Annotated in this window: 17 protein-coding genes and 1 pseudogene; 8 read left to right on the top strand and 10 right to left on the bottom strand. The window is 42.5% G+C overall.

The window, feature by feature from the left end; translation table 11 throughout:
* Nucleotides 1-3: 3 nt before the first annotated feature.
* Nucleotides 4-774, top strand: a complete 771-nt coding sequence (locus AACR11_RS13525; RefSeq protein ID WP_029788886.1) for an oxidoreductase — start codon at nt 4-6, stop codon at nt 772-774.
* A gap of 49 nt (nt 775-823) precedes the next feature.
* On the opposite strand, the gene AACR11_RS13520 is transcribed toward AACR11_RS13525, so the two are convergent.
* The 10 genes from AACR11_RS13520 to AACR11_RS13475 all read right to left on the bottom strand — a co-directional run bounded on the left by AACR11_RS13520 (nt 824) and on the right by AACR11_RS13475 (nt 10989).
* Nucleotides 824-1834 (bottom strand): polysialyltransferase family glycosyltransferase, encoded by a 1011-nt coding sequence (locus AACR11_RS13520; RefSeq protein WP_029788885.1) that lies wholly within the window; start codon nt 1832-1834, stop codon nt 824-826.
* Entirely contained in the window at nt 1834-2550 is a 717-nt protein-coding gene (locus AACR11_RS13515) for a glycosyltransferase family 25 protein (protein ID WP_029788884.1), read from the bottom strand. Before AACR11_RS13515 ends, AACR11_RS13520 begins: the two co-directional genes overlap by 1 nt.
* Entirely contained in the window at nt 2550-3821 is a 1272-nt protein-coding gene (gene waaA, locus AACR11_RS13510) for a lipid IV(A) 3-deoxy-D-manno-octulosonic acid transferase (protein WP_029788883.1), read from the bottom strand. Before waaA ends, AACR11_RS13515 begins: the two co-directional genes overlap by 1 nt.
* Nucleotides 3815-4873 carry a lipopolysaccharide heptosyltransferase II gene (gene waaF, locus AACR11_RS13505; protein WP_029788882.1) on the bottom strand — a complete coding sequence of 353 codons (1059 nt, stop codon included), beginning with the start codon at nt 4871-4873 and terminating at the stop codon, nt 3815-3817. Before waaF ends, waaA begins: the two co-directional genes overlap by 7 nt.
* Nucleotides 4870-5859, bottom strand: coding sequence for a lauroyl-Kdo(2)-lipid IV(A) myristoyltransferase (gene lpxM / locus AACR11_RS13500; protein ID WP_029788881.1), 990 nt, complete (start codon nt 5857-5859; stop codon nt 4870-4872). The genes waaF and lpxM overlap by 4 nt, the downstream gene beginning before the upstream one ends.
* A gap of 115 nt (nt 5860-5974) precedes the next feature.
* Nucleotides 5975-6916 (bottom strand): ADP-glyceromanno-heptose 6-epimerase, encoded by a 942-nt coding sequence (rfaD, locus tag AACR11_RS13495; protein WP_005449311.1) that lies wholly within the window; start codon nt 6914-6916, stop codon nt 5975-5977.
* A gap of 136 nt (nt 6917-7052) precedes the next feature.
* Nucleotides 7053-9260, bottom strand: a complete 2208-nt coding sequence (locus tag AACR11_RS13490) for a YjbH domain-containing protein (protein WP_029788880.1) — start codon at nt 9258-9260, stop codon at nt 7053-7055.
* A 2-nt stretch (nt 9261-9262) separates the two neighbouring features.
* Nucleotides 9263-10024, bottom strand: coding sequence for a capsule biosynthesis GfcC family protein (locus AACR11_RS13485; protein WP_029788879.1), 762 nt, complete (start codon nt 10022-10024; stop codon nt 9263-9265).
* Nucleotides 10021-10695 (bottom strand): YjbF family lipoprotein, encoded by a 675-nt coding sequence (locus AACR11_RS13480; RefSeq protein ID WP_029788878.1) that lies wholly within the window; start codon nt 10693-10695, stop codon nt 10021-10023. The genes AACR11_RS13485 and AACR11_RS13480 overlap by 4 nt, the downstream gene beginning before the upstream one ends.
* A 69-nt stretch (nt 10696-10764) precedes the next feature.
* The gene (locus AACR11_RS13475; protein ID WP_029788875.1) at nt 10765-10989 is read right to left on the bottom strand and encodes a hypothetical protein; all 225 of its coding nucleotides are present in this window, start codon (nt 10987-10989) and stop codon (nt 10765-10767) included.
* Nucleotides 10990-11619: 630 nt separating this feature from the next.
* Between AACR11_RS13475 and AACR11_RS13470 the strand changes: the two genes are divergently transcribed.
* The 7 genes and pseudogenes from AACR11_RS13470 (at nt 11620) to rfbC (ending at nt 19811) form a co-directional block, all read left to right on the top strand.
* A complete protein-coding gene (locus AACR11_RS13470) occupies nt 11620-12135 on the top strand; it encodes a porin family protein (protein WP_079324352.1) in 516 nt (171 codons plus the stop codon).
* Nucleotides 12136-12477: 342 nt separating this feature from the next.
* A pseudogene (locus AACR11_RS13465) lies at nt 12478-14841 on the top strand (SLBB domain-containing protein); the annotation flags it as partial.
* Between the two features lie 305 nt (nt 14842-15146).
* Complete coding sequence (locus tag AACR11_RS13460; RefSeq protein ID WP_029788872.1) at nt 15147-16139, top strand: Wzz/FepE/Etk N-terminal domain-containing protein; 993 nt, start codon at nt 15147-15149, stop codon at nt 16137-16139.
* Between the two features lie 190 nt (nt 16140-16329).
* Nucleotides 16330-17403: a dTDP-glucose 4,6-dehydratase gene (gene rfbB / locus AACR11_RS13455; RefSeq protein WP_029788871.1), complete on the top strand. Its 1074-nt coding sequence runs from the start codon at nt 16330-16332 to the stop codon at nt 17401-17403.
* A gap of 87 nt (nt 17404-17490) precedes the next feature.
* Nucleotides 17491-18369, top strand: a complete 879-nt coding sequence (gene rfbA, locus AACR11_RS13450) for a glucose-1-phosphate thymidylyltransferase RfbA (protein WP_029788870.1) — start codon at nt 17491-17493, stop codon at nt 18367-18369.
* A 2-nt stretch (nt 18370-18371) separates the two neighbouring features.
* Complete coding sequence (gene rfbD, locus AACR11_RS13445; RefSeq protein ID WP_029788869.1) at nt 18372-19253, top strand: dTDP-4-dehydrorhamnose reductase; 882 nt, start codon at nt 18372-18374, stop codon at nt 19251-19253.
* 3 nt (nt 19254-19256) lie between these two features.
* Nucleotides 19257-19811, top strand: coding sequence for a dTDP-4-dehydrorhamnose 3,5-epimerase (gene rfbC / locus AACR11_RS13440; protein WP_029788868.1), 555 nt, complete (start codon nt 19257-19259; stop codon nt 19809-19811).
* Nucleotides 19812-19822: the final 11 nt, after the last annotated feature.

The following is a 19822-nucleotide window of genomic DNA, read 5'->3' as shown; positions in this document are numbered from 1 at the left end:
ACTATGAATCAAATGCTTAAAGATAAAAAAATCGTTATTGCTGGTGCGGGTGGACTACTAGGTGCCAGTGTCGTTAAATCCATTTTAGAGGCTGGTGGGAGTGTCGTCGCAACAGATGTCTCACTTGAGCACCTAAAAGCTCGTTTATCTTCTGTTGGTGTAAATCTTGCCGATACTCACTTAACTATGCATGAGTTAAATATTACCCACAGCGACGATCTTACGCGATTTTGGCAAGAAGCAGACGGAGTCACTGGCGCGGTGAACTGTACTTACCCAAGAACTAAGAGTTATGGTGCTAAGTTTTTTGATGTAACCCTAGATAGCTTTAACGAAAACGTGAGTATTCATTTGGGTAGTGCATTCTTGTTTGCCCAGCAATGTGCAGCATACTTTGTTAATAAAGAACAGCCTTTTTCACTAGTAAATATTTCCTCTATCTATGGTGTTATTGCTCCTAAGTTTTCAGTGTACGACAACACGCCGATGACAATGCCCGTCGAATATGCCGCGATTAAATCGGCTATTGTCCACTTAAACAAATATGTGGTGAGTTATATTAACGACAGCCGCTTTAGAGTGAATAGCGTGAGTCCTGGTGGCATATTAGATGGTCAGCCTGAAGCTTTCCTCGACGCGTACCGTAAAAATACGCACGGAGCAGGTATGCTTAACGTTGAAGAGATGACAGGTAGTATCGTTTACCTGTTATCTGATCAGTCTAGATATGTGACAGGCCAAAACATTATTGTGGATGATGGTTTTAGCTTATAAACCATTAGATGATACTTATATGAAAATGCCCCATTGATTGGGGTATTTTTTATTCCCACCGGTGAATATTATCACCTTCTAAGTAAGTTTCGATGAGTTCCATTAACTTATAAACTAAGGTCTTATCAATGATCTCATGATCCTCTAAGCGGCGAGTATAAATTGATAAATGTGGATAAATACGACTCAATGTAAACAGTGCTGTAGAGTAATAGCCATAAATCGCAGCTATATTATCGTATTTACATATTTCAAGTTCTATAGGTCCCTTGGTTTCTTCCGCATAACGTAAATTTGGCACTTTTTGCAACAGATCTCTTACACTCGCTTTTTCATTCCTGTGTGGAAAGTAGATAATTTCATCAAACTGTTCGGATAAGCGTTGCAGGCTTTTCTTATATTCATTTAAATCAATCCCACCATCAGTCGCTCCATCTCCAATAAATACAGCTCTTGAAGAGTTAGCTTTAAAGATGGTTGGTTGCTTAGATATCTGTCGTCGTAAGCGTGGAAATGTATTAGCCACTATATGAAAATGTTTAGCTTTTAGGTCAAATAATGTAAAAAGCTCGAATTTATTGCTAATGTAAAAGTCTCTCGGTTTTTTATAGCCAAAAAGGTTAAGAGTAATATTTCTTTTTAATTGAGAATAGCTGACACGAATATTATCGCGAAGTTGTTCTTCATATGCTTTTAGTGTCCACGTGCCGTCATCGTACATGACTTCTTTAATTTTAATAGTAATATTACCAAGTATAGTAGCTACGCGTCGGCTTGGGTATTCTGTATAAAATACATAATTGAACGTCATGCTTGGATTGAGTTTTCTGACTTTTTTTAGCACCAAAACCAATCTTGGGTAAAGCGAACGGGTAGGGTTGCGCTCTAAACGTATAATACCAAACCAATTATGCAGTGCTAACAACTCTTCCATTTGTCGCTCTGCATTTTCATTTTCTTGCTCTCTAACGATGATTATGTTGTTATTACACTGGTAGTGTTCAATCGCTTCTAAAGCATTAATAAGTTGAAATGGAGTTGACGCTAAGAATAGGTTCATTATTTCTTGCTTTTATTATAATTTGCTTGATTCCATTGCTTTAATAGTCTGTAAAGCTCAATGTTTACTTTATTTAGCAAGCTATTATTGGATTTGACTTTCCGTTGTCCAATAGTGGAAGTGGTATTGCTACGAGAAATTAATTGAGGTTCGTAGCTATAAATAGTCTGTTTAGTGCGCCATTCGTTGTCCATAAAGTCATCTACAGGTTCGAAGAAACCATGGATTTGCGAAAGATAGGTCGCAGCAACCTTAGGTGTTATAGCATAAGCGGAAGTACCACAAGCACCTTTTAAATTAGAAATAAGTCGATAATTATCGTCTATTTTTACAATGTTTATATGTTTGCGTTCAAAAAAGTTACCTAGTTTCACTAATCCGTATTGGGTAGTTAGTCTATCGATATTTTCTAGTTGTTCTTTAAGATTACCTAATAATTCAATGTTATCTTCTAAGATAAGGAAGTTTTCATTATCTGAAACACATTTTCGCCAAAGGGAAATATGACTAGCCCAGCATCCTAATTCAGGTGTTGTTAGTGTGTAACCTTTATATTTTTGCGTTTTTCTCGGATCATAAAGTGCATAAATAAAATGCTCAGGGTCTTGCTTTACATTTTCCGCATCAAAAAAATCAAAATTGACACAATCTAATACTTTACCGACTTGTTCGCGACGCTCTACTGATTCTTTTAAGTTTATTACGTATATTTTCATTATGAATCCTCTGTGACCATCCTGATCGTCTTCTTCAAAGCTCCGGTATTCTTTGCCATAAACTCAATCACATTTTTACGAAAACAATTATGTCGATGGACATCTTGCATTAACACAGTAATAGAGGATGCCAGATTTTGGGCGTTGTTAACTAACAAAATGCAATCTTCCCTCAACATGGCTTCGACGATCTCTTTGAAATTAAAGAAGCTTGGACCATTGATAATAGGGACGCCCAAAGCCGCAGGCTCCAATACATTGTGTCCACCAACCTTATCTCCAACCAAGCTGCCACCCATAAAGCAGATATCTGCAGCACCTAACAATAGAAGCATTTCTCCCATTGTATCGCCGAGATAAACTTGAGTTGAATTAGCCACGTTCTCTTGTGTGGTTCTACGCACGGTTTCAAAGCCTTGTTGTTGGCAGAGGTTGTACATATCATCAAAACGTTCTGGGTGACGAGGTACAAGGATCAAAAGTGCATATGGGTGTGACTCTAACACTCTTTTATGTGCTGCCAAGACTTGCTCGTCTTCGCCCTTATGAGTACTTGCTGCAATCCACACAGGGCGATTTTGACCTAGCTCTTGCCTTAGTATTTTGCTCTTTTCTTTCACGTCATCCGAGATTTGAATATCAAACTTAATAGAGCCAGTGACTTTCAGTTTGTCTTTATCAACCCCCAGTCGTTCAAAACGGTTTGCGTCTGACTCTGTCTGACAAAGAACCTGAGTTAGGCATGGCAACATGAGGTTAAACAAAGGCTGAATTTTGGCGTAGTTGCTACATGATTTTTCCGATAAGCGGGCATTGACCACGCTGATAGGAATACCGGCTTTATGGGCCTCGTTTAACGTATTTGGCCACAGCTCCGTCTCGATGATCAGCATTTGCTTCGGTTGTGTTGTCTTCAGGAAGCGTTTTACCGCAAAGGCGAAGTCAATTGGCATATAGCGGTGCTCAATTAAATCACCCAGCTTAGCAATCTGTTCCGCTCCGGTACTCGTCGTGGTCGTAACCAGAATAGGTTGATCAGGGTTTTGCTCTTTAAGCGCCTTAATAAAAGGCGTAGCAGCAATGCTTTCGCCGACAGAGACTGCATGTATCCAAATCGGCTTTTCTTCGCTTGTTAATTTCGGAGTAATACCAAAGTGCTCTTTCCAACGTTGACCAAATTTGGGTTTGTTTGGCTTACTTTTGTATAAGCCAACCAATAGGAAAGGCGATGCGATTGTGAGCAAGAGAGTATAGAGAATACGAATTAACATGAGCCAACAGCGATCGCTTCTAGTTTTTGAATACTATCCAAAACTTGCTTTGGCGATAACTCAGTTAAGCACTTCAAATGCTTAAACTGACACTCGCGCTTAAAGCATGGACGGCAGTCAATGTCCGTATGAACAATCTCTACCTTCTCTGCAAGTGGTGGTGTGTATTTCGGTGAGGTGGAGCCATAGACCGCCACGACATTACAGCCAACGGCCGCTGCCACGTGCATCAGACCTGAGTCGTTCGCAACAACGGTCTGGCAAGCCGCCAGAAGATCAACCGCTTCAATCAGGCTTGTTTGCCCTGCTAGAACGTGAATCTGATGCTGATGTTCTTGAGGTACTAATTGCTTGATGTTGTTGCAGGTTTCGAGATCTTTTTGAGAGCCAAACAGCCATACCTGATGCCCTGATTTCGCCATTTGAATTGCCACTTCTGCATAGTGTGCTTCGGGCCATTTTTTCGCGGGACCGAATTCCGCTCCTGGGCATAGACCAACAACAGGAGATTCTTGGTTGAGATTAAACTTAGAAATCGTAGCGCTTTGTTCTTGTTTATCAATAAACAGGCTAGGGCGAGGCAATGTTTCTAAGCCGCCCAGAGAAGAAGAGTCGATCATCTCCGCTTGTGAATAGGCCAATGCAACATAGCGCTCAACCATAAACTGGAAAGATTTCATATTTGGACGCAAGTCATTGAGTAGACCGTAGCGCATTTCACCTTTCCAACCAGTGCGAAGTGGGATATTAGCAAACCAAGGAATCAGTGCTGACTTTGCAGACTTCGGTAGGATGTAGGCGCGGTCGTACTGTTTTTCTCGTAATGATTTACCAATTTCTCGACGACCCAATAAGTTGAACTCACCATGACCAATAGGCATTTCAATGGCTTGGTGGATCTCTGGCATGCGCTCAAGAATTGGTTTACACCAACCTGGTGCAATTACATCAATTTGGCTTTCTGGATGAAGTTGCTTTAAAACGATGTACAGTGACTGTGACATCACCATATCACCAACCCAAGATGGTCCAATTATTAAAATCTTTTTCATTTTTTTAGCTGCCAGTCAGAGTTATATCTTGGTTTAAACAAGTTGTAATAGTTATTGCCATCTTCTTGAGAGTGTAAAAGCTGCAACACCCACATGTATTGTTCTGGCTTATTTGCTACAAAGTACTCAATCGCTTGGTTACAAGTGCGAGCATCTTGTTCTTCGCCCTTGTCTAATTCAAACGCCGGTAAGATTTCGATATCAAACGTACCATCTTCTGTATTCATAGAAGCAAACATAGGTAACACCTTAGCGCGTGACAGTTTGGCAATTTTACCTAAGCCTGGGAGCGTTGCTTTTCTGGTTGCAAAGAAATCGACAAAAACGCTGTGTTCAGGACCATGATCCTGATCGGGTAAATAATAGCCAATGTAACCGTCACGAACTGATTTCAAAAACGGCTTAACACCACCAGAGCGTTCATAAACGCGACCGCCATATTGCACGCGTTGTTCGTGCATTAGCCAATCTGCCACTTCATTTTTCTGCTTTTTTGCCATCGCAGAGACGGGCATTCCCATCGAAGCAAGTAACACCGCAGGAATATCAATTGCCCATGAGTGTGGAACCATCAAAATGACTTTCTCATCATTGTCGATGTGTTTTTGAAGGATGTCTAAACCTCGGATCTGGCAACGCTGCTGTAACCATTTAGATGAACGTAAGCTAAGTAAGCTGAAACGGAAAAAGAACAATGCTGCGGTATAAAGCGTTTTTTCAATCAGTGCTTCGCGCTCTTCAAACGATTTCTCTGGGAAGCACAGCTCAAAGTTGACTCGAGCTCGGTGAGCCGGACCTTTGTGCGATTTAGCCAGTTTCTTCGCGATGTTTTTTGCTAGCCATTTTTGAACCCCTAAAGGTAGTAAAGCAAGCGGCAAAGAAAGGACAACGCCTATCCACGTACCCCAATACTTCGGCGCTAAAAAGTGGCGCTCAAATTCAGGGTTATAAGCTTTAGGATCGAAATCATCACGTTGATTAGTCATGAAGTTTTAAGTACCTATATTTTTGAAGAAAGGCGATTGGGGGTCTGTAGAAATGATACTAGTAATCGTATCAGAGTAAAGGTGGTAGAGAGTTAACTACCACCTTTGAAGGGAATTAACGGTTTTGAATCGCTAGGTATTCAGCAACACCCTCAGCTACCGTTTTGAATTCTACATCACAACCAGCTGCACGAAGCTTAGTTAGGTCCGCTTGAGTGAATTCTTGGTAAGCGCCTTTTAGGTGATCAGGGAACGGAATGGTTTGGATTTCACCTTTGTTGTGGTGTTTGACCACTGCTTTTGCCACTTCTTCAAAAGATTCTGCACGACCAGTACCGCAGTTGAAGATGCCAGAAACACCATTTTCTAGGAACCAAAGGTTTACTTTGCACACATCACCAACGTAAACGAAGTCGCGTTTGAATGATTCGCTGCCTGCAAATAATTTAGGGTTTTCACCTGCATTGATTTGGTTATTTAGGTGGAAGGCTACCGACGCCATGCTGCCTTTGTGATCTTCACGCGGACCGTACACATTGAAGTAGCGGAAACCAGTGATTTGAGAAAGCTGTTCACCATGCTCTTGGGCATCTTGCCATAAGCGACGCACATAGTTATCAAATTGCTGCTTTGAGTAGCCGTATACATTGAGTGCGCCTTCGTATTCACGTTCTTCAACAAACGTTTCTGTCTCGCCGTATGTTGCTGCTGATGACGCGTACAGGAATGGAATCTCTCGATCTAGACAGTAATGAAGCAACTCTTTTGAGTACTCATAGTTGTTTAGCATCATGTATTTGCCGTCCCACTCGGTTGTCGCAGAACAAGCGCCTTCATGGAAGATAGCTTCGATAGGGCCGAAGTCGTCACCTGCCATGATTTGAGTAAGGAAGTCATCACGATCCATGTAATCTGTGATATCAAGATCAACTAAGTTTTTAAACTTCTTGCCATTTTTTAGGTTGTCGACAACCAGAATATCGTTAATACCTGCTTCGTTCAGTGCTTTAACAATGTTGCTGCCGATCATGCCAGCACCACCAGTTACGATGATCATAAGACTTCCACCATAGATTAAAATTTTCTCAGGAATTCTAGCAAGAAACAGAAATTAGCGCTATTGGAAGGAAAAGAAAGGTATAGAGCGCTTGGGTATAAACAAAAGGGAGCCGAAGCTCCCTTAAATAGTGTTGTTATTCAGCGTTTGACGCGTTTGACGCGTTTGGCCTTTGGTACCAAGGATTACGTTCATCAGTCAGTTCAATCAAGCTGTACTTACGACCTAGCTTCTGACCACCATCGCGAGTCAGTGGCTGCCAGCTAAAGAACGCGCGGTTGTTGCTTGGTTTCACTGTCATGATGTCGAATGGAATCGAAATGTAGAAGCCTTTAGTAAAGCTACCTTCACCGAATTCGTCAGCCGACAAATCACTGATTGATGCGAATGCACCAGCAATGACACCACTCTTGAACTGTTTAGATACGTTCACTTGTGTGCCAATGTCTCCACCTAGGAACTGACCCACATCAACTTGAATCATCAAATCTTGTAGGAAGTCCCATTGAGGGTAGTAATAACCTGATACAAAACCAGTAAAGCCTTTGTCTACAACTTGGAACGGACGCCCATATTCTGGAACGTATTGCCATTTCTCATCGTATACACCGAAGTAGCTTTGCGGGTCACGTTGAGAGATCAAGTTTACATCTGCACCGATCGCCCAGTTTGCGCCTTTCGGTCGGTACAGGAATTCGGTACCCACACCCGCAAACATACTTTCTAGATAACCAGCGTAGAACTGTTGGTCCATGGTATCTGAGTACTCTTGGAACCAAGTTAACTGCAGGTTGGACATGGTTACCTCGTGTTCATTTTGATAAGCACGGAACATGGTACGTACACGAGGAATCGAAGTGCCATCCGGTGGGGTGACGTAGTTAAACTTATCGTAGTTGTTGTACCAATCCCAGTATAGCGAGCCACCAATTTCTAGGTTATCTGTCAGCCAGTAAGAGGCGCTGCCACTTAAACCGACACTGAACAGATAGAACTCTTCTGGGTTGCCTAAGGTCTGAGCCAGTTTTGGTGAGAAGCCCCAATCAAAGCGCTCAAAACCATCGTAAGCAGGTTTACCTTGCGGTTTATCGCTCGAGGTTGATGTTGCATCTTCGATATTTGGATTGATGTAGTTAACTTCTGCAAAGTCACGGTATTTCTCTTTGGAGATAACCGTTTGATCGCCGATCAGACCACTACTGCGTTCATTGATAGTAAAGGTATCAATGTTGTCTGGCATTTCGTTGTAAAGCACTGCCGCCGCTTTTTCATGAGCTTCATTGCGATCACGATACTTTTTCTGCTCGCCAACAACCGAAACGGTATTATCTTCAACATAGAGTTGGGTATTTTGGTAGCCAGCAATTTTATCCAGCTCCTCGGTAACACGTTCCCAATCTACATCAGACAGTTGCTCTGGTTGCTTGTCTTCAACTTCTGGCGTTGGCGTATCACGCCAGAAAGACGGCATATCATTGAAGTTTGTGTAAAGGCTTACGCCTGCAACTAACGTATCGCCTCGCTCGTAGCTCAAGCGCAAATCTGCCATATGTCCTAAACGATACAGAACACCAAAGTTCCAAGGAGTATGAGGCGTCATATCTACACCACCACGTGCTACAGGATAGTCTTCACTGTAGTCGTTGCTGTCGTATTCAAGCTTAAAGCGTAGCGGGGCATATAAAGTTTGATACTCGATGCCGCCAAAGAGTGCAGCAGGACCTTTAAACCAACGTTCAAAATCCACACTACCACCGTTATTTTTGAAGTCCGAAGGTCGCTCACAGAATTTATCGGATAACTTACAAGCTGGGTTACTGATACTGTCGCGAGTGCCTAAGTAGCCCCAGCCCATACCTAGAGTGAAATCAAAGGTACCGAGGTTTGGGTTAGAGTAACGTTTTGTCGCGGCAACAAATTCACCATCAAAAAGACCAGTACCAGCAAAGTCGCGAATACCAACAGAAAGCTCTGGTAAGTACTCTGACTCTTGCAAAAGTCGAACTTTAAAATCGATGCCTTTGTCAGTGTATTTGGTATCACCCGAGAAGCTTGGATCATCACTATAAAAAAGATCATTCACCATGGTATAGCGAATGGTCGTTTCTAACCATGGCATGACTTGCAGTGTAACATTGTAAAAAAGGTACTCATCGCTGCCAGTAACAGCAAAGTTAAACTCGCCTTCAGGCGCCATACGACCAGTTGGCATCTGCATTAAGCCGACACCACCAAAGTCCATTTGTGATGGTTGCAATGGTGGTACTTCGAAAGGCATGTCTTGAGCCCACACCAACGCTGGACCCATTAAAGAAAGGGATAAACTGGTTCTGATCAGGTTCATGTTTAGTTCTTCGATGAGGTTAGTTTACGTTGTGCAAGCAGAGCGACAATGTCTTTATCCATTTGTGATGTTTCGAACTTATCAAATGGGATGTACACCATGGTAAGTGGTGGCAAGTAATATTGAGTGGTTAGCCAACTGCCATGGTGAGGATGAACGACTTTGCCATCCGGGTAAATTAGGATTGGCGGATAGGCGAGCTTACCAATGTCACTTGAACCTAGATTCTCGACCTGTTCATGCAGAGTGATACCCGCTTGGTTTTCTACTGCGTAGACTTTTTCTAAGTTACCCACATACAACACTTTCTCTTTGCGTTTTGGTGCACTTAACGCAAGTTGACCTTGTAAAAGAGGGTTATCAAATTTATCCAGACGGATGCGATCAACATCAATGGCCGACAGCACGCGAGGTGCAAACTGGCTTCGTTGGATAAACTTGTAAAATGGGTGCGCAACTAAATTATGTTGAATCATTTGGTTCAACACCGAATTTTTTAAGGCAGTACTTCTTTGCACTGCAGTTTCGGAATTATCAAATAGAGTCACAGCTAAAGGGTATTGTAGGGCGATTTGTTGTTCTTGTGCATGCTTAAGTACGCTCTCTAAACGCGCCGCTTGTTGGAACTGCAATGCTTTGCCCGTTCCGACAAGTTCAACATTAAGCGGTGAAGAGGGGTGGTTTTGAGCTTGAACAGTAGTAGGTGTCGCCAGAATCGTTGCCGTTAAACTTAGGCTTAATAAAGATAGCAGTCGCTTATTCATGATTTGCTGTACCCTTTCAGAATCGTCAATTCAACAGGCACCATGTTTGGACCTAAGTGTTGACGTGTTTTCACTACTTCTCCTTTACCGTTTACCCAGTATTGGTTCTCTACACTTTTTTCTAAGCTGGTAAACGTTACAACCTCGCTATAAACATCAGTAGAGGTAGATGAAATAGGGGTGATGACGGTTTCTTTACCTTGACGAGAACGCTGGACTTTAGCCGGGAATCCATAACGGTATTTGTCAGACCAATCGTAAGAAAGAGAATATTGTGCAGAGGGCGCTGAGTAGGCAGGAACGTTGCCATAAATGCCTGCTAGATTGGTGGTTTGCAAGCCAATAGTTTTAACGATATGACCGTTTTCTGTTACCACCATTGCCTTGTCTGCACTTACCCACTTTAACTGGGTATTGCCAGTTAGTGGGTTTTGCTCAGCAAAGGCCAACACTACGAAGACCTGTTTTTGGTCACCAATTTTTAAGTAAGCACTGGCATAAGGGACCGCTTCAACTTCTTCTGGAGTTAGCTCGACATCGATGTAGTTGCCATAAGCTTCTTGGACTGTCGCGGATACGTCATTAAACTTTTGTGTACAGCCGAAGATTGAGCTCAGTAAAGGTAGAGCAATAAGTAAGCGCATCCATTTTAGCGATAGAAAGGTGTTCATCATTCCCTCATAACAAATAAAATCGCCCTGAGTATTCAGGGCGATGACTTTACTTAGAACTTAATTAGGCTATTGTGGATTAGTACCTGAACCTGAGCCTGAAGTAGAAGTAGAAGTAGAATCGCTGTCTGACGCTGCAACTGCTACTACAGTTACTGCTGCTGCTGCACCTACTGCTACTGCAGTTGTACCAGTCGCAGATGCTGCTGCTGTGCCTGCTGTACCAGCTTCAGTCGCTGCAAATGCAGTTGACGCGCTTAGAGCCATAAGAATAGCTAGAGCTGTGTTCTTCATTATTAATCCTTGTATTTCAGATTTTAAAACATCGATGTTTGGTCTGTTTATCACATACCACTGCTCATTTTAGTTAAAAAACAATCAGCATGTAAATAGTTTCCTATGCGAATTTACCTAACGCTAAAGAAAGATGGTGGAAGAATAGAGGATTGCTTAGGTGTGATTATTGTATTTAATAAAACTACTTAAGTTGAAGTCACCTCAGAGTTCACGCAAACGTTCACGATTTTTATTCAACGCGACTCTTTGTATGTCTTGGTATGTCTTGTTTTAAGTCGCTGATAGACAATGAGTTTCTCATCTGTGAGAATTTGCTAACCATAAACAGAACTCTTAGAAGTCCCTCCCTCTTGCCGTTTTGCGCTAATCCATGCATAATTTGCCAGCTTTTGTGTAGCGTTTATCAAGACTGTTTTTTTGAACGACTAGTCGCAAAAGTGAGGCTTAAAAAGAATAGTTATATCAATAAACCGAATGAATCGGGAATCAGCGAACAGTGGCTAACGCGTAATGCCGCCGGGCGGTAGCGTGGAAACGCACAAACGAAATTGAAAAAAGTTAACCGACATTCACTGCGCGCGTCATTCATAATGTGCAGCGGTCAGTCGACACCCAAGGAACACTTACGTGATTAATAAACGACCATGGCTAGGGGCGTTGAGTGCAATCAGCTTAGGCTTGTGCTCATTTTCTGCCTCAGCAGATTTTTATGCTGGTGCGTTAGTCAGTTACTCTAACGCCGAATTTCATCATTCCTCTTCTTCGGTAACCGAGGGAAACCCTTTCCTTCTCCAAGCGCAAGCTGGTTACTTTTTCAATGATTACCTCGCTTTTGAAGCGCGTTACGGAGCTTCTGCACAACGAGACAGCGGACTGGCAGTAGACAGCCTCGCGAGTGGCTTTATTAAGTTGAATATGCCCGTCTCCGAACGTATCGCCCTTTACGGACTTGCTGGTTATTCGAGCGTTCAGATCGACCAACAGAATGTAGGCTCAAATAAAGATCAAGGTTTCAGCTTTGGTTTAGGGATGCATTACGCCTTAGACAAGCAGAATGCGGTTGTCTTTGAGTTTGTTGACAGTACATCTGAAGATCAGGTTCGTTTGAACGCACTTACTCTTGGCTTCCAACACCGATTTTAATTAAAGACCTAGCGCCTAGTTTTGTGGCTAGGATTTTTAACTCCTGACTTTAAATAGCGAATTATCATGCTCAAAGGATATTTCTCGATAGGTGCTTGTATTCTGGCAAGCCTATTTGCGCCGCTTACTAATGCGCAGACTCCAACCCCAGAACAAATTCAGATGTTTCAGAACTTACCTGCTGACCAGCAACAAGCACTGGCGAGTAAGTATGGTATCTCTATTCCATCCGGCGCTTCGTCTCAGCCAAGCAGTTACCAAAATCCTCAAGTGATTGAACAACGTCCGGTTGCTAGCAGCGCGACTGAAGCAAAAGTAAACGACGCCGAAAAAGACGAGCAAGGTTTAAAGCGTTTTGGTTTAGATTTGTTTGCAGGTTCACCGACGACGTTTGCACCAATCAGTGATGTGCCTGTTCCGGCTGACTACACGGTAGGAGCTGGTGATGAAATCGTTATCCAACTGTTTGGTAAAGAGAACACGACGCATCGTCTTCGTGTTAATCGCGCTGGTATCATTAATTTCCCTTCTCTTGGTCCTGTTCAAGTGGCGGGGATGACATTCTCTGATGTGCGTGATTCTTTAAACCAGCGTGTAAAAGAGCAAATGATCGGGGTTCGTAGTGATATTTCGTTGGGTGAAATGCGCACCATGCAAGTTTTTGTGATGGGTGATGCCTACAAGCCTGGCGCTTACACGGTGAGCGCCCTAACTACGATCTCTCAAGCTATTTATTACAGTGGTGGCTTTAGTGAGAGTGGCGCCCTCCGTAACGTGCAACTTAAGCGTAATGGTCAGGTTATTCGTAAGCTTGATATGTACGACCTGCTACTTAAAGGCGATGCCCGTAATGATATCCGTTTACTGCCAGGGGACGTGGTTTTCATCGGCGCATTGGGTAACACGATTTCGATTGATGGTGAAGTAAACCGCCCAGCAATCTATGAAATCAAACCAGGTGAAACCTATAAGCAAGCGATTCAAATGGCTGGCGGTTTTACGGCTAATGCTTATAGCGATCAAATCGAGGTGAAGCGTTATGCAGCTAAAGGTGCTCGCGATGCATTAACACTGAACTTTAGCCAGTCACATGACCAACAAACTAAAGTCAAAGATGGTGATGCGGTTAATGTGCTTAAGAAAAATGAAGAGCTGACCCGTTACGTACAAATTGAAGGTGATGTTCGTCATCCGGGCTTTATAGAGTGGAGGAGCGGTCTACGAATCGCAGATTTATTCCAATCCGTTGATACCTCGTTTAATTCTACTGCAGATGTAAGCTATGCTGTTGTTGTACGTGAGACTAATCCTCAACGTGATATCGAGGTTTACCAAGTTAACCTTGCCAATGCGATTCTTTCTCCAACTAGCACTGACAACTTGAAGCTAAACTCGCGAGATAGAGTTTTGGTATTTAATCGTTTGAGTAATAAGAGTGTTGATTCACTGCTTGAAACCGACGATAAGGCGAAAAGCTTAGAGCAAGCACAACAGCAAGCCCAAGAAGAAGAGAAAGAGCAAAATGTTGAAGTTACATCAAGCAATGTTACGGGCAAAGATGTTCGAATGATGTGGCAAGGGAAGCCTGTTACAGCTGAACAGCTGAAAGAACTGAAACAAAATACGCGCGCTACGTTGCTTGCTCCGGTATTACTTAAGTTACAACAGCAATCACGTTTAGGACTAGCGCCACAGATTGCAGAAATTACGGGAGAAGTGAAATACCCAGGTCGATACCCTATTACACCTCGTATGAAAATTTCTGATTTAATTGAGGCGGCGGGCGGTTTGACCTACGGCGCATTCACAATTAATGCAGAGCTTGCACGAACAGTCATTCGAAGTTCTGACGAAAGAGCCTCTATCGATATCGAGCGAATTGACTTACGTAAAGCGATTCAAGGTGACGTAAACAGTGATGTCATTATTGCGGGTAGAGATAGACTCAATATTCTGCAAAAACCAGATGTAAAGGTGCAAAGTACGGTAACACTGCAAGGTGAGGTTCGTTTCCCTGGTACATATACTGTTCGTCAAGGTGAAACATTGGGTGAATTGCTTGAACGCGCTGGAGGACTAACCGAATTTGCTCACCCGCAAGGAGCGATCTTCACTCGTGAGGCTTTACGCCTCCAAGAGCAAAAACTACTAAACCAATACGCAGCAGATATGCGAGCAGAAACAGCCAAGAAAACCTTCCGAGCCGACAGTAATATGGGTTCAGTAATCTCAGACCCAGACAAGACACTGAAGTTTGTTGAAGAAGCAATCCGTAGCAAAGCACTTGGTCGAATGGTGGTGCAGCTTAATCGCATCCTTAAAGATGAGCGCTCTGCGGACTTTATGTTAGAAGATGGTGACTTCTTATTTGTGCCAACCTTCCGCAATACAGTTTCGATCATGGGCGAAGTTCAAGTTCCAATTACATATCTACTGGACAATAAGTTAGACGTGGATGATTACCTGAATAAAGCGGGTGGTGCTAAGAAGCAAGCGGATGAAGATCGTATCTTTGTAGTGCGTGCCGATGGCTCAGTTTATAAACCAACATCGGGATACTGGTTTGGTAATAATCATGAAGAGCTAAAAGCGGGTGACACAATTGTTGTACCAATCGATACTGACTACCGTGATGCACTAAGCACTTGGACTGCTGCAACGCAGATCCTTTACCAAACAGGTGTAGCGATCAACGCGTTGAAGTAAGGAACGACAAGGTCATTACAATCAGCTTAAAACAAGATTAGAAATACAAAAATAATAAGAGCTTATGTGACGATTGAAGTTACATAAGCTCAGTTTTATGAACATATTAAATCAAAACGGCAAATACTGCTCTGAACATCAATAGTGGCATTATTCGGCCGTAGCCCGTCATTCCAGCGAGCCGAAGCGAGACTAGGAATCTTGTCACAACGCGGTTGTGTTTTGAAAGTCGGAGAACAGTCTATCAAATTTTACCAATCTCTAAGTCCAATACAACGAACTTCAGAGCTTAGGATTAAATACCCATGGAACCACAAAAAGAATCCAACCTAAACTACTTACCATATCCACCCCAACCCCAGTCCACAGATGATGAAATCGATTTGCGTGAACTTTTCAAAGCATTGTGGAAAGGAAAGTGGATCATCATCGTAACAACACTTGTTTTTGCCATTGGTTCTGTTCTTTATGCATTAAGCCTCCCAAATATCTATAAAGCTGACGCGCTTTTAGCTCCTGCTGAAAGCTCGAATGGCGGCGGCTTATCAAAAATGGCAGGTCAACTTGGAGGTTTAGCTGCTTTAGCGGGAGTTAATCTTGGGGGAAATGAGTCTTCTCAAACAGATCTTGCTGTGCAGGTGATGAAATCACGCCAATTTGTTGAGGTGTTCATCAACAAACATGATTTGCTTGTACCTTTGATGGCGGCAAAAGGTTGGGATTTAGCAAACAATAAGCTCATCTTAGATGAAGAGCTCTATAACCCAAACACTGGAGTGTGGCATCGCGAGCCTGATGGTATGCGAGGTGCAACTCCTACGGCTCAAGAGGCGTTTGAAGTATTCAGTAAAGAGGTCTTGAGTATCAATCAAGATAAAGAGAGTGGCTTATACACCATATCAGTCAAAAACTACTCACCCTATATTGCGCAACAATGGGTCAATTGGTTAATTGAAGATATCAACAAAGTAATGCGCGAACGTACGATTGCGGAAACGTCGCAAAACCTTGCATATTTAAATACACAGCTACAAAAAACAGCAGTCGCTGACATGCAAAGCACGTTTTACAAACTGATTGAAGAACAAACCAAAAGCTTGATGTTGGCTGAAGTACAAGAAGAATTCATCTTCAAAGTTGTGGACCCTGCGGTTGTGCCAGAGCTCAAAGATGGACCCAAACGTGCTCTAATTTGTGTGTTAGGGACGTTGCTTGGTGGCATGCTTGGTGTTGCAATTGTACTCGTACGTTTTGCGTTTCGAAAAGAAGAAAATGAGGTCCTAGAGACTAAAATCTAGGCTTTTCGTGACCTATTCTATTGAGTCCGGTTTGGCAAGATAGATGAAATGATAGTACTACAATGAGATAGCTAGATGAGGCTGCCTCATTTTGAATGAAAAGTGTCTCAGACTGGGTTAGATGTCTGAGATAAAAATGGAAGTTTTGAAACACTCTTAGTAGTGTTTTCTAGTGTTGGTAAGTTAAAAAATGAAAATACTTGTGACTGGCGGCGCGGGCTTTATCGGCTCTGCGGTTGTTCGCCATATCATTGAAAACACGTCAGCTAAAGTAGTCAACGTTGATTGCTTAACTTATGCCGGTAATTTGGAGTCGTTAGCGATGATTGATACCAGTGAACGTTATGCGTTCGAGAAAGTGAATATCTGTGATCGTGCTGCGCTTGACCGCGTGTTTGTTGAGCACAAACCGGATGCAGTGATGCATTTAGCAGCAGAATCACACGTTGACCGGTCAATTACTGGACCTGCGGCTTTTATTGAAACCAATGTAGTTGGCACTTATACCTTGCTTGAAGCAACTCGCGAATACTGGAATGCACTTGACGACAACGCCAAAGCAGCATTTCGTTTCCACCACATCTCGACCGACGAGGTGTATGGTGACCTGCCGCATCCAGATGAAGTACCTAAAAGTTCAGGGCTTCCAATGTTCATGGAAACAACGTCTTACAAGCCATCAAGCCCATATTCTGCGTCAAAAGCCTCAAGCGATCATCTTGTTCGTGCATGGCTGAGAACCTATGGCTTACCCACTATCGTTACCAACTGTTCGAATAACTATGGTCCCTATCACTTCCCTGAAAAACTTATTCCATTAGTTATTCTTAATGCCTTAGAAGGTAAAGATTTGCCGATTTATGGCAAAGGTGACCAAATCCGTGATTGGCTGTTTGTGGAAGATCATGCTCGTGCGCTTTACAAAGTAGTGAGAGAGGGCAAAGTAGGTGAAACTTACAACATTGGTGGTCACAATGAGAAGCAAAATTTAGAAGTCGTGCAAACCATTTGTTCAATTTTAGATGTGCTAGTACCTAAAGAAGTACCATATTCAGACCAGATCACGTACGTGCAAGACCGCCCTGGGCACGACCGTCGTTATGCGATTGATTCAAGTAAAATGCAAAAAGAGCTTGGTTGGACGCCGATTGAAACGTTCGAAACCGGACTTCGAAAAACCGTGCAATGGTATCTAGAGAATCAACAGTGGTGCCAAAATGTTCAAGATGGTAGTTACCAACGTGAACGTTTAGGCATTAATTGATCATATTCTCCCTTCTACAAACATTTGAGTGTCTGGAGCTTAGGTTTACCTAGGAGCTAGATACTATCAATCTAGGATTTATTTCGAATGAAAGGTATTGTTCTTGCGGGTGGTTCTGGCACTCGTCTTTACCCACTAACTCGTGGCGTCTCTAAGCAACTACTGCCTATTTACGACAAGCCGATGGTTTTTTATCCAATATCAACCTTAATGCTAGCGGGTATCCGCGATATTTTGGTTATTACCACACCAGAAGACAACGCTGGTTTTAAACGCTTGCTCGGGGATGGCTCTGATTTCGGTATCAATTTAGAGTATGCAATCCAGCCTAGCCCAGATGGTTTGGCTCAAGCATTTATTATTGGTGAAGAATTCATCGGTGACGACAGTGTGTGTCTAGTGCTGGGCGATAACATCTTCTATGGCCAATCATTTTCAGACACGTTAAAGCGCGCAGCTGCACGCGAATCAGGTGCGACGGTCTTCGGCTACCAAGTAAAAGACCCAGAGCGCTTTGGTGTAGTGGAATTTGACGACAATAAGAAAGCTGTATCGATTGAAGAAAAACCAACTAAACCGAAGTCAAATTACGCAGTAACAGGCTTATATTTTTACGACAACCGTGTGGTAGAAATGGCTAAGCGAGTGAAACCTTCGCATCGTGGAGAGCTAGAAATCACAACGTTGAATGAAATGTACTTAAATGACGGTACACTTAATGTGGAGCTATTGGGGCGTGGTTTTGCATGGCTAGATACAGGAACTCATGAAAGCTTACACGAGGCATCTTCCTTTGTTCAGACTATTGAAAATGTACAGGGATTAAAAGTTGCGTGTTTGGAGGAAATCGCTTGGCGTAATGGATGGCTTAGTGATAATGAAATTTTAGCACTTGCTGAGCCAATGATGAAAAATGAATATGGTCATTATCTTGCTCGTCTTGCAAACATAAATAAAGGAAACTAAGAATGCGCATTCTTGTGACTGGCTCTAAAGGTCAAGTAGGACATTGTTTGACGGAAGCACTCAAACACAAAGACGGTGTTGTTTTACTCGCAGTAGATAGAGATGACCTAGATATCACCAATCAAGATGCGGTTTTGGATAGTGTCAAAGCATTCAAGCCTACTATCATTATCAATGCAGCAGCTCATACAGCGGTTGATAAAGCGGAGCATGAAGTTGAGCTCTCATATGCAATAAATAGTGACGGACCGAAATTTCTTGCGGAGGCCGCGAGTGCGGTCGGGGCCGCGATTTTACATATATCTACTGATTATGTATTTGAAGGCGATAAAGTTGGTGAATATGTAGAGAGTGATGCAACCAACCCTCAAGGGGTTTACGGTGCAAGTAAACTAGCTGGGGAAATAGAAGTTTCAAGAGCATGTGACAAACACATTATTATAAGAACAGCTTGGGTATTCGGTGAGGTTGGCAGGAATTTTGTTAAGACTATAATTCGCCTAGGACAAGAGCGAAATGAATTGAGTATCGTTGGTGATCAATTTGGTGGACCTACTTACGCTGGTGATATTGCGAAAGCACTCATTGCAATTTCTGAAAAAATAACAAGTGATGATAGAGTTGACTTTGGGGTTTATCATTATTCTGGACTGCCCCATGTAAGCTGGTGTCAATTTGCCGATGTAATTCTCGATAGAGCAGTTGAGCAGGAAATAATTAGAAACAAACCCATGCTCAAAAGTGTAACAACTGAGCAATACCCCACACAGGCAAAACGACCAATGAACTCGAAGATGAGTACAAACAAAATCACACATTCATTTGGTATAGACGCAAGTGATTGGTCTTCAGCTCTAGACAGTATTAATTTATATACGGATTAATAAATGAAAATCATAGATACTAACATTCCAGATGTAAAAATTATTGAGCCAACGGTTTTCGGTGATGAACGTGGTTTTTTTATGGAAACCTGGAATCAAAAACGTTTTGAAGATTTGGTGACGGGAAAGCCAACACTGTTCGTGCAAGACAATCATTCCAAATCAAAAAAGGGTATTCTTCGAGGTCTTCATTATCAAACAGAAAACACACAAGGGAAACTAGTACGTGTTGTCACTGGTGAAGTATTTGACGTCGCGGTAGATATCCGCAAAGACTCTCCAACATACGGTCAATGGGTTGGTGAGTATTTATCAGAAAAAAACAAAAGGCAGCTATGGATTCCAGAAGGGTTTGCTCATGGTTTTTATGTTCTTAGCAAAGAAGCCGATTTTGTATATAAATGCACGGACTATTACAATCCTAGAGCAGAATTGTCAATATCTTGGGATGACCCATCCTTAAATATTGATTGGCCTATTATGGAAGAAAAACCAGAGTTATCTGGCAAAGATGCTAGTGCAATGAGTTTTCAAGAACTACATTTAAATATAAAGTAAATCATTGTAGA

It is taken from the genome of Vibrio sp. L85, from assembly GCF_963871815.1.
Lineage (GTDB): Bacteria > Pseudomonadota > Gammaproteobacteria > Enterobacterales > Vibrionaceae > Vibrio > Vibrio harveyi.
This window is presented reverse-complemented; position numbering and strand designations above follow the sequence as displayed.

What these genes read in the sequence shown, in the direction of transcription:
- rfbC (WP_029788868.1), top strand. Translation starts at nt 19,257, where the DNA reads ATGAAAATCATAGATACTAACATTCCAGATGTAAAAATTATTGAGCCA.
- AACR11_RS13475 (WP_029788875.1), bottom strand. Translation starts at nt 10,989, where the DNA reads ATGAAGAACACAGCTCTAGCTATTCTTATGGCTCTAAGCGCGTCAACT.
- rfbB (WP_029788871.1), top strand. Translation starts at nt 16,330, where the DNA reads ATGAAAATACTTGTGACTGGCGGCGCGGGCTTTATCGGCTCTGCGGTT.
- rfbA (WP_029788870.1), top strand. Translation starts at nt 17,491, where the DNA reads ATGAAAGGTATTGTTCTTGCGGGTGGTTCTGGCACTCGTCTTTACCCA.
- AACR11_RS13520 (WP_029788885.1), bottom strand. Translation starts at nt 1,834, where the DNA reads ATGAACCTATTCTTAGCGTCAACTCCATTTCAACTTATTAATGCTTTA.
- rfbD (WP_029788869.1), top strand. Translation starts at nt 18,372, where the DNA reads ATGCGCATTCTTGTGACTGGCTCTAAAGGTCAAGTAGGACATTGTTTG.
- AACR11_RS13525 (WP_029788886.1), top strand. Translation starts at nt 4, where the DNA reads ATGAATCAAATGCTTAAAGATAAAAAAATCGTTATTGCTGGTGCGGGT.
- AACR11_RS13460 (WP_029788872.1), top strand. Translation starts at nt 15,147, where the DNA reads ATGGAACCACAAAAAGAATCCAACCTAAACTACTTACCATATCCACCC.
- lpxM (WP_029788881.1), bottom strand. Translation starts at nt 5,859, where the DNA reads ATGACTAATCAACGTGATGATTTCGATCCTAAAGCTTATAACCCTGAA.
- AACR11_RS13480 (WP_029788878.1), bottom strand. Translation starts at nt 10,695, where the DNA reads ATGAACACCTTTCTATCGCTAAAATGGATGCGCTTACTTATTGCTCTA.
- rfaD (WP_005449311.1), bottom strand. Translation starts at nt 6,916, where the DNA reads ATGATCATCGTAACTGGTGGTGCTGGCATGATCGGCAGCAACATTGTT.
- AACR11_RS13485 (WP_029788879.1), bottom strand. Translation starts at nt 10,024, where the DNA reads ATGAATAAGCGACTGCTATCTTTATTAAGCCTAAGTTTAACGGCAACG.
- AACR11_RS13515 (WP_029788884.1), bottom strand. Translation starts at nt 2,550, where the DNA reads ATGAAAATATACGTAATAAACTTAAAAGAATCAGTAGAGCGTCGCGAA.
- waaF (WP_029788882.1), bottom strand. Translation starts at nt 4,873, where the DNA reads ATGAAAAAGATTTTAATAATTGGACCATCTTGGGTTGGTGATATGGTG.
- AACR11_RS13490 (WP_029788880.1), bottom strand. Translation starts at nt 9,260, where the DNA reads ATGAACCTGATCAGAACCAGTTTATCCCTTTCTTTAATGGGTCCAGCG.
- waaA (WP_029788883.1), bottom strand. Translation starts at nt 3,821, where the DNA reads ATGTTAATTCGTATTCTCTATACTCTCTTGCTCACAATCGCATCGCCT.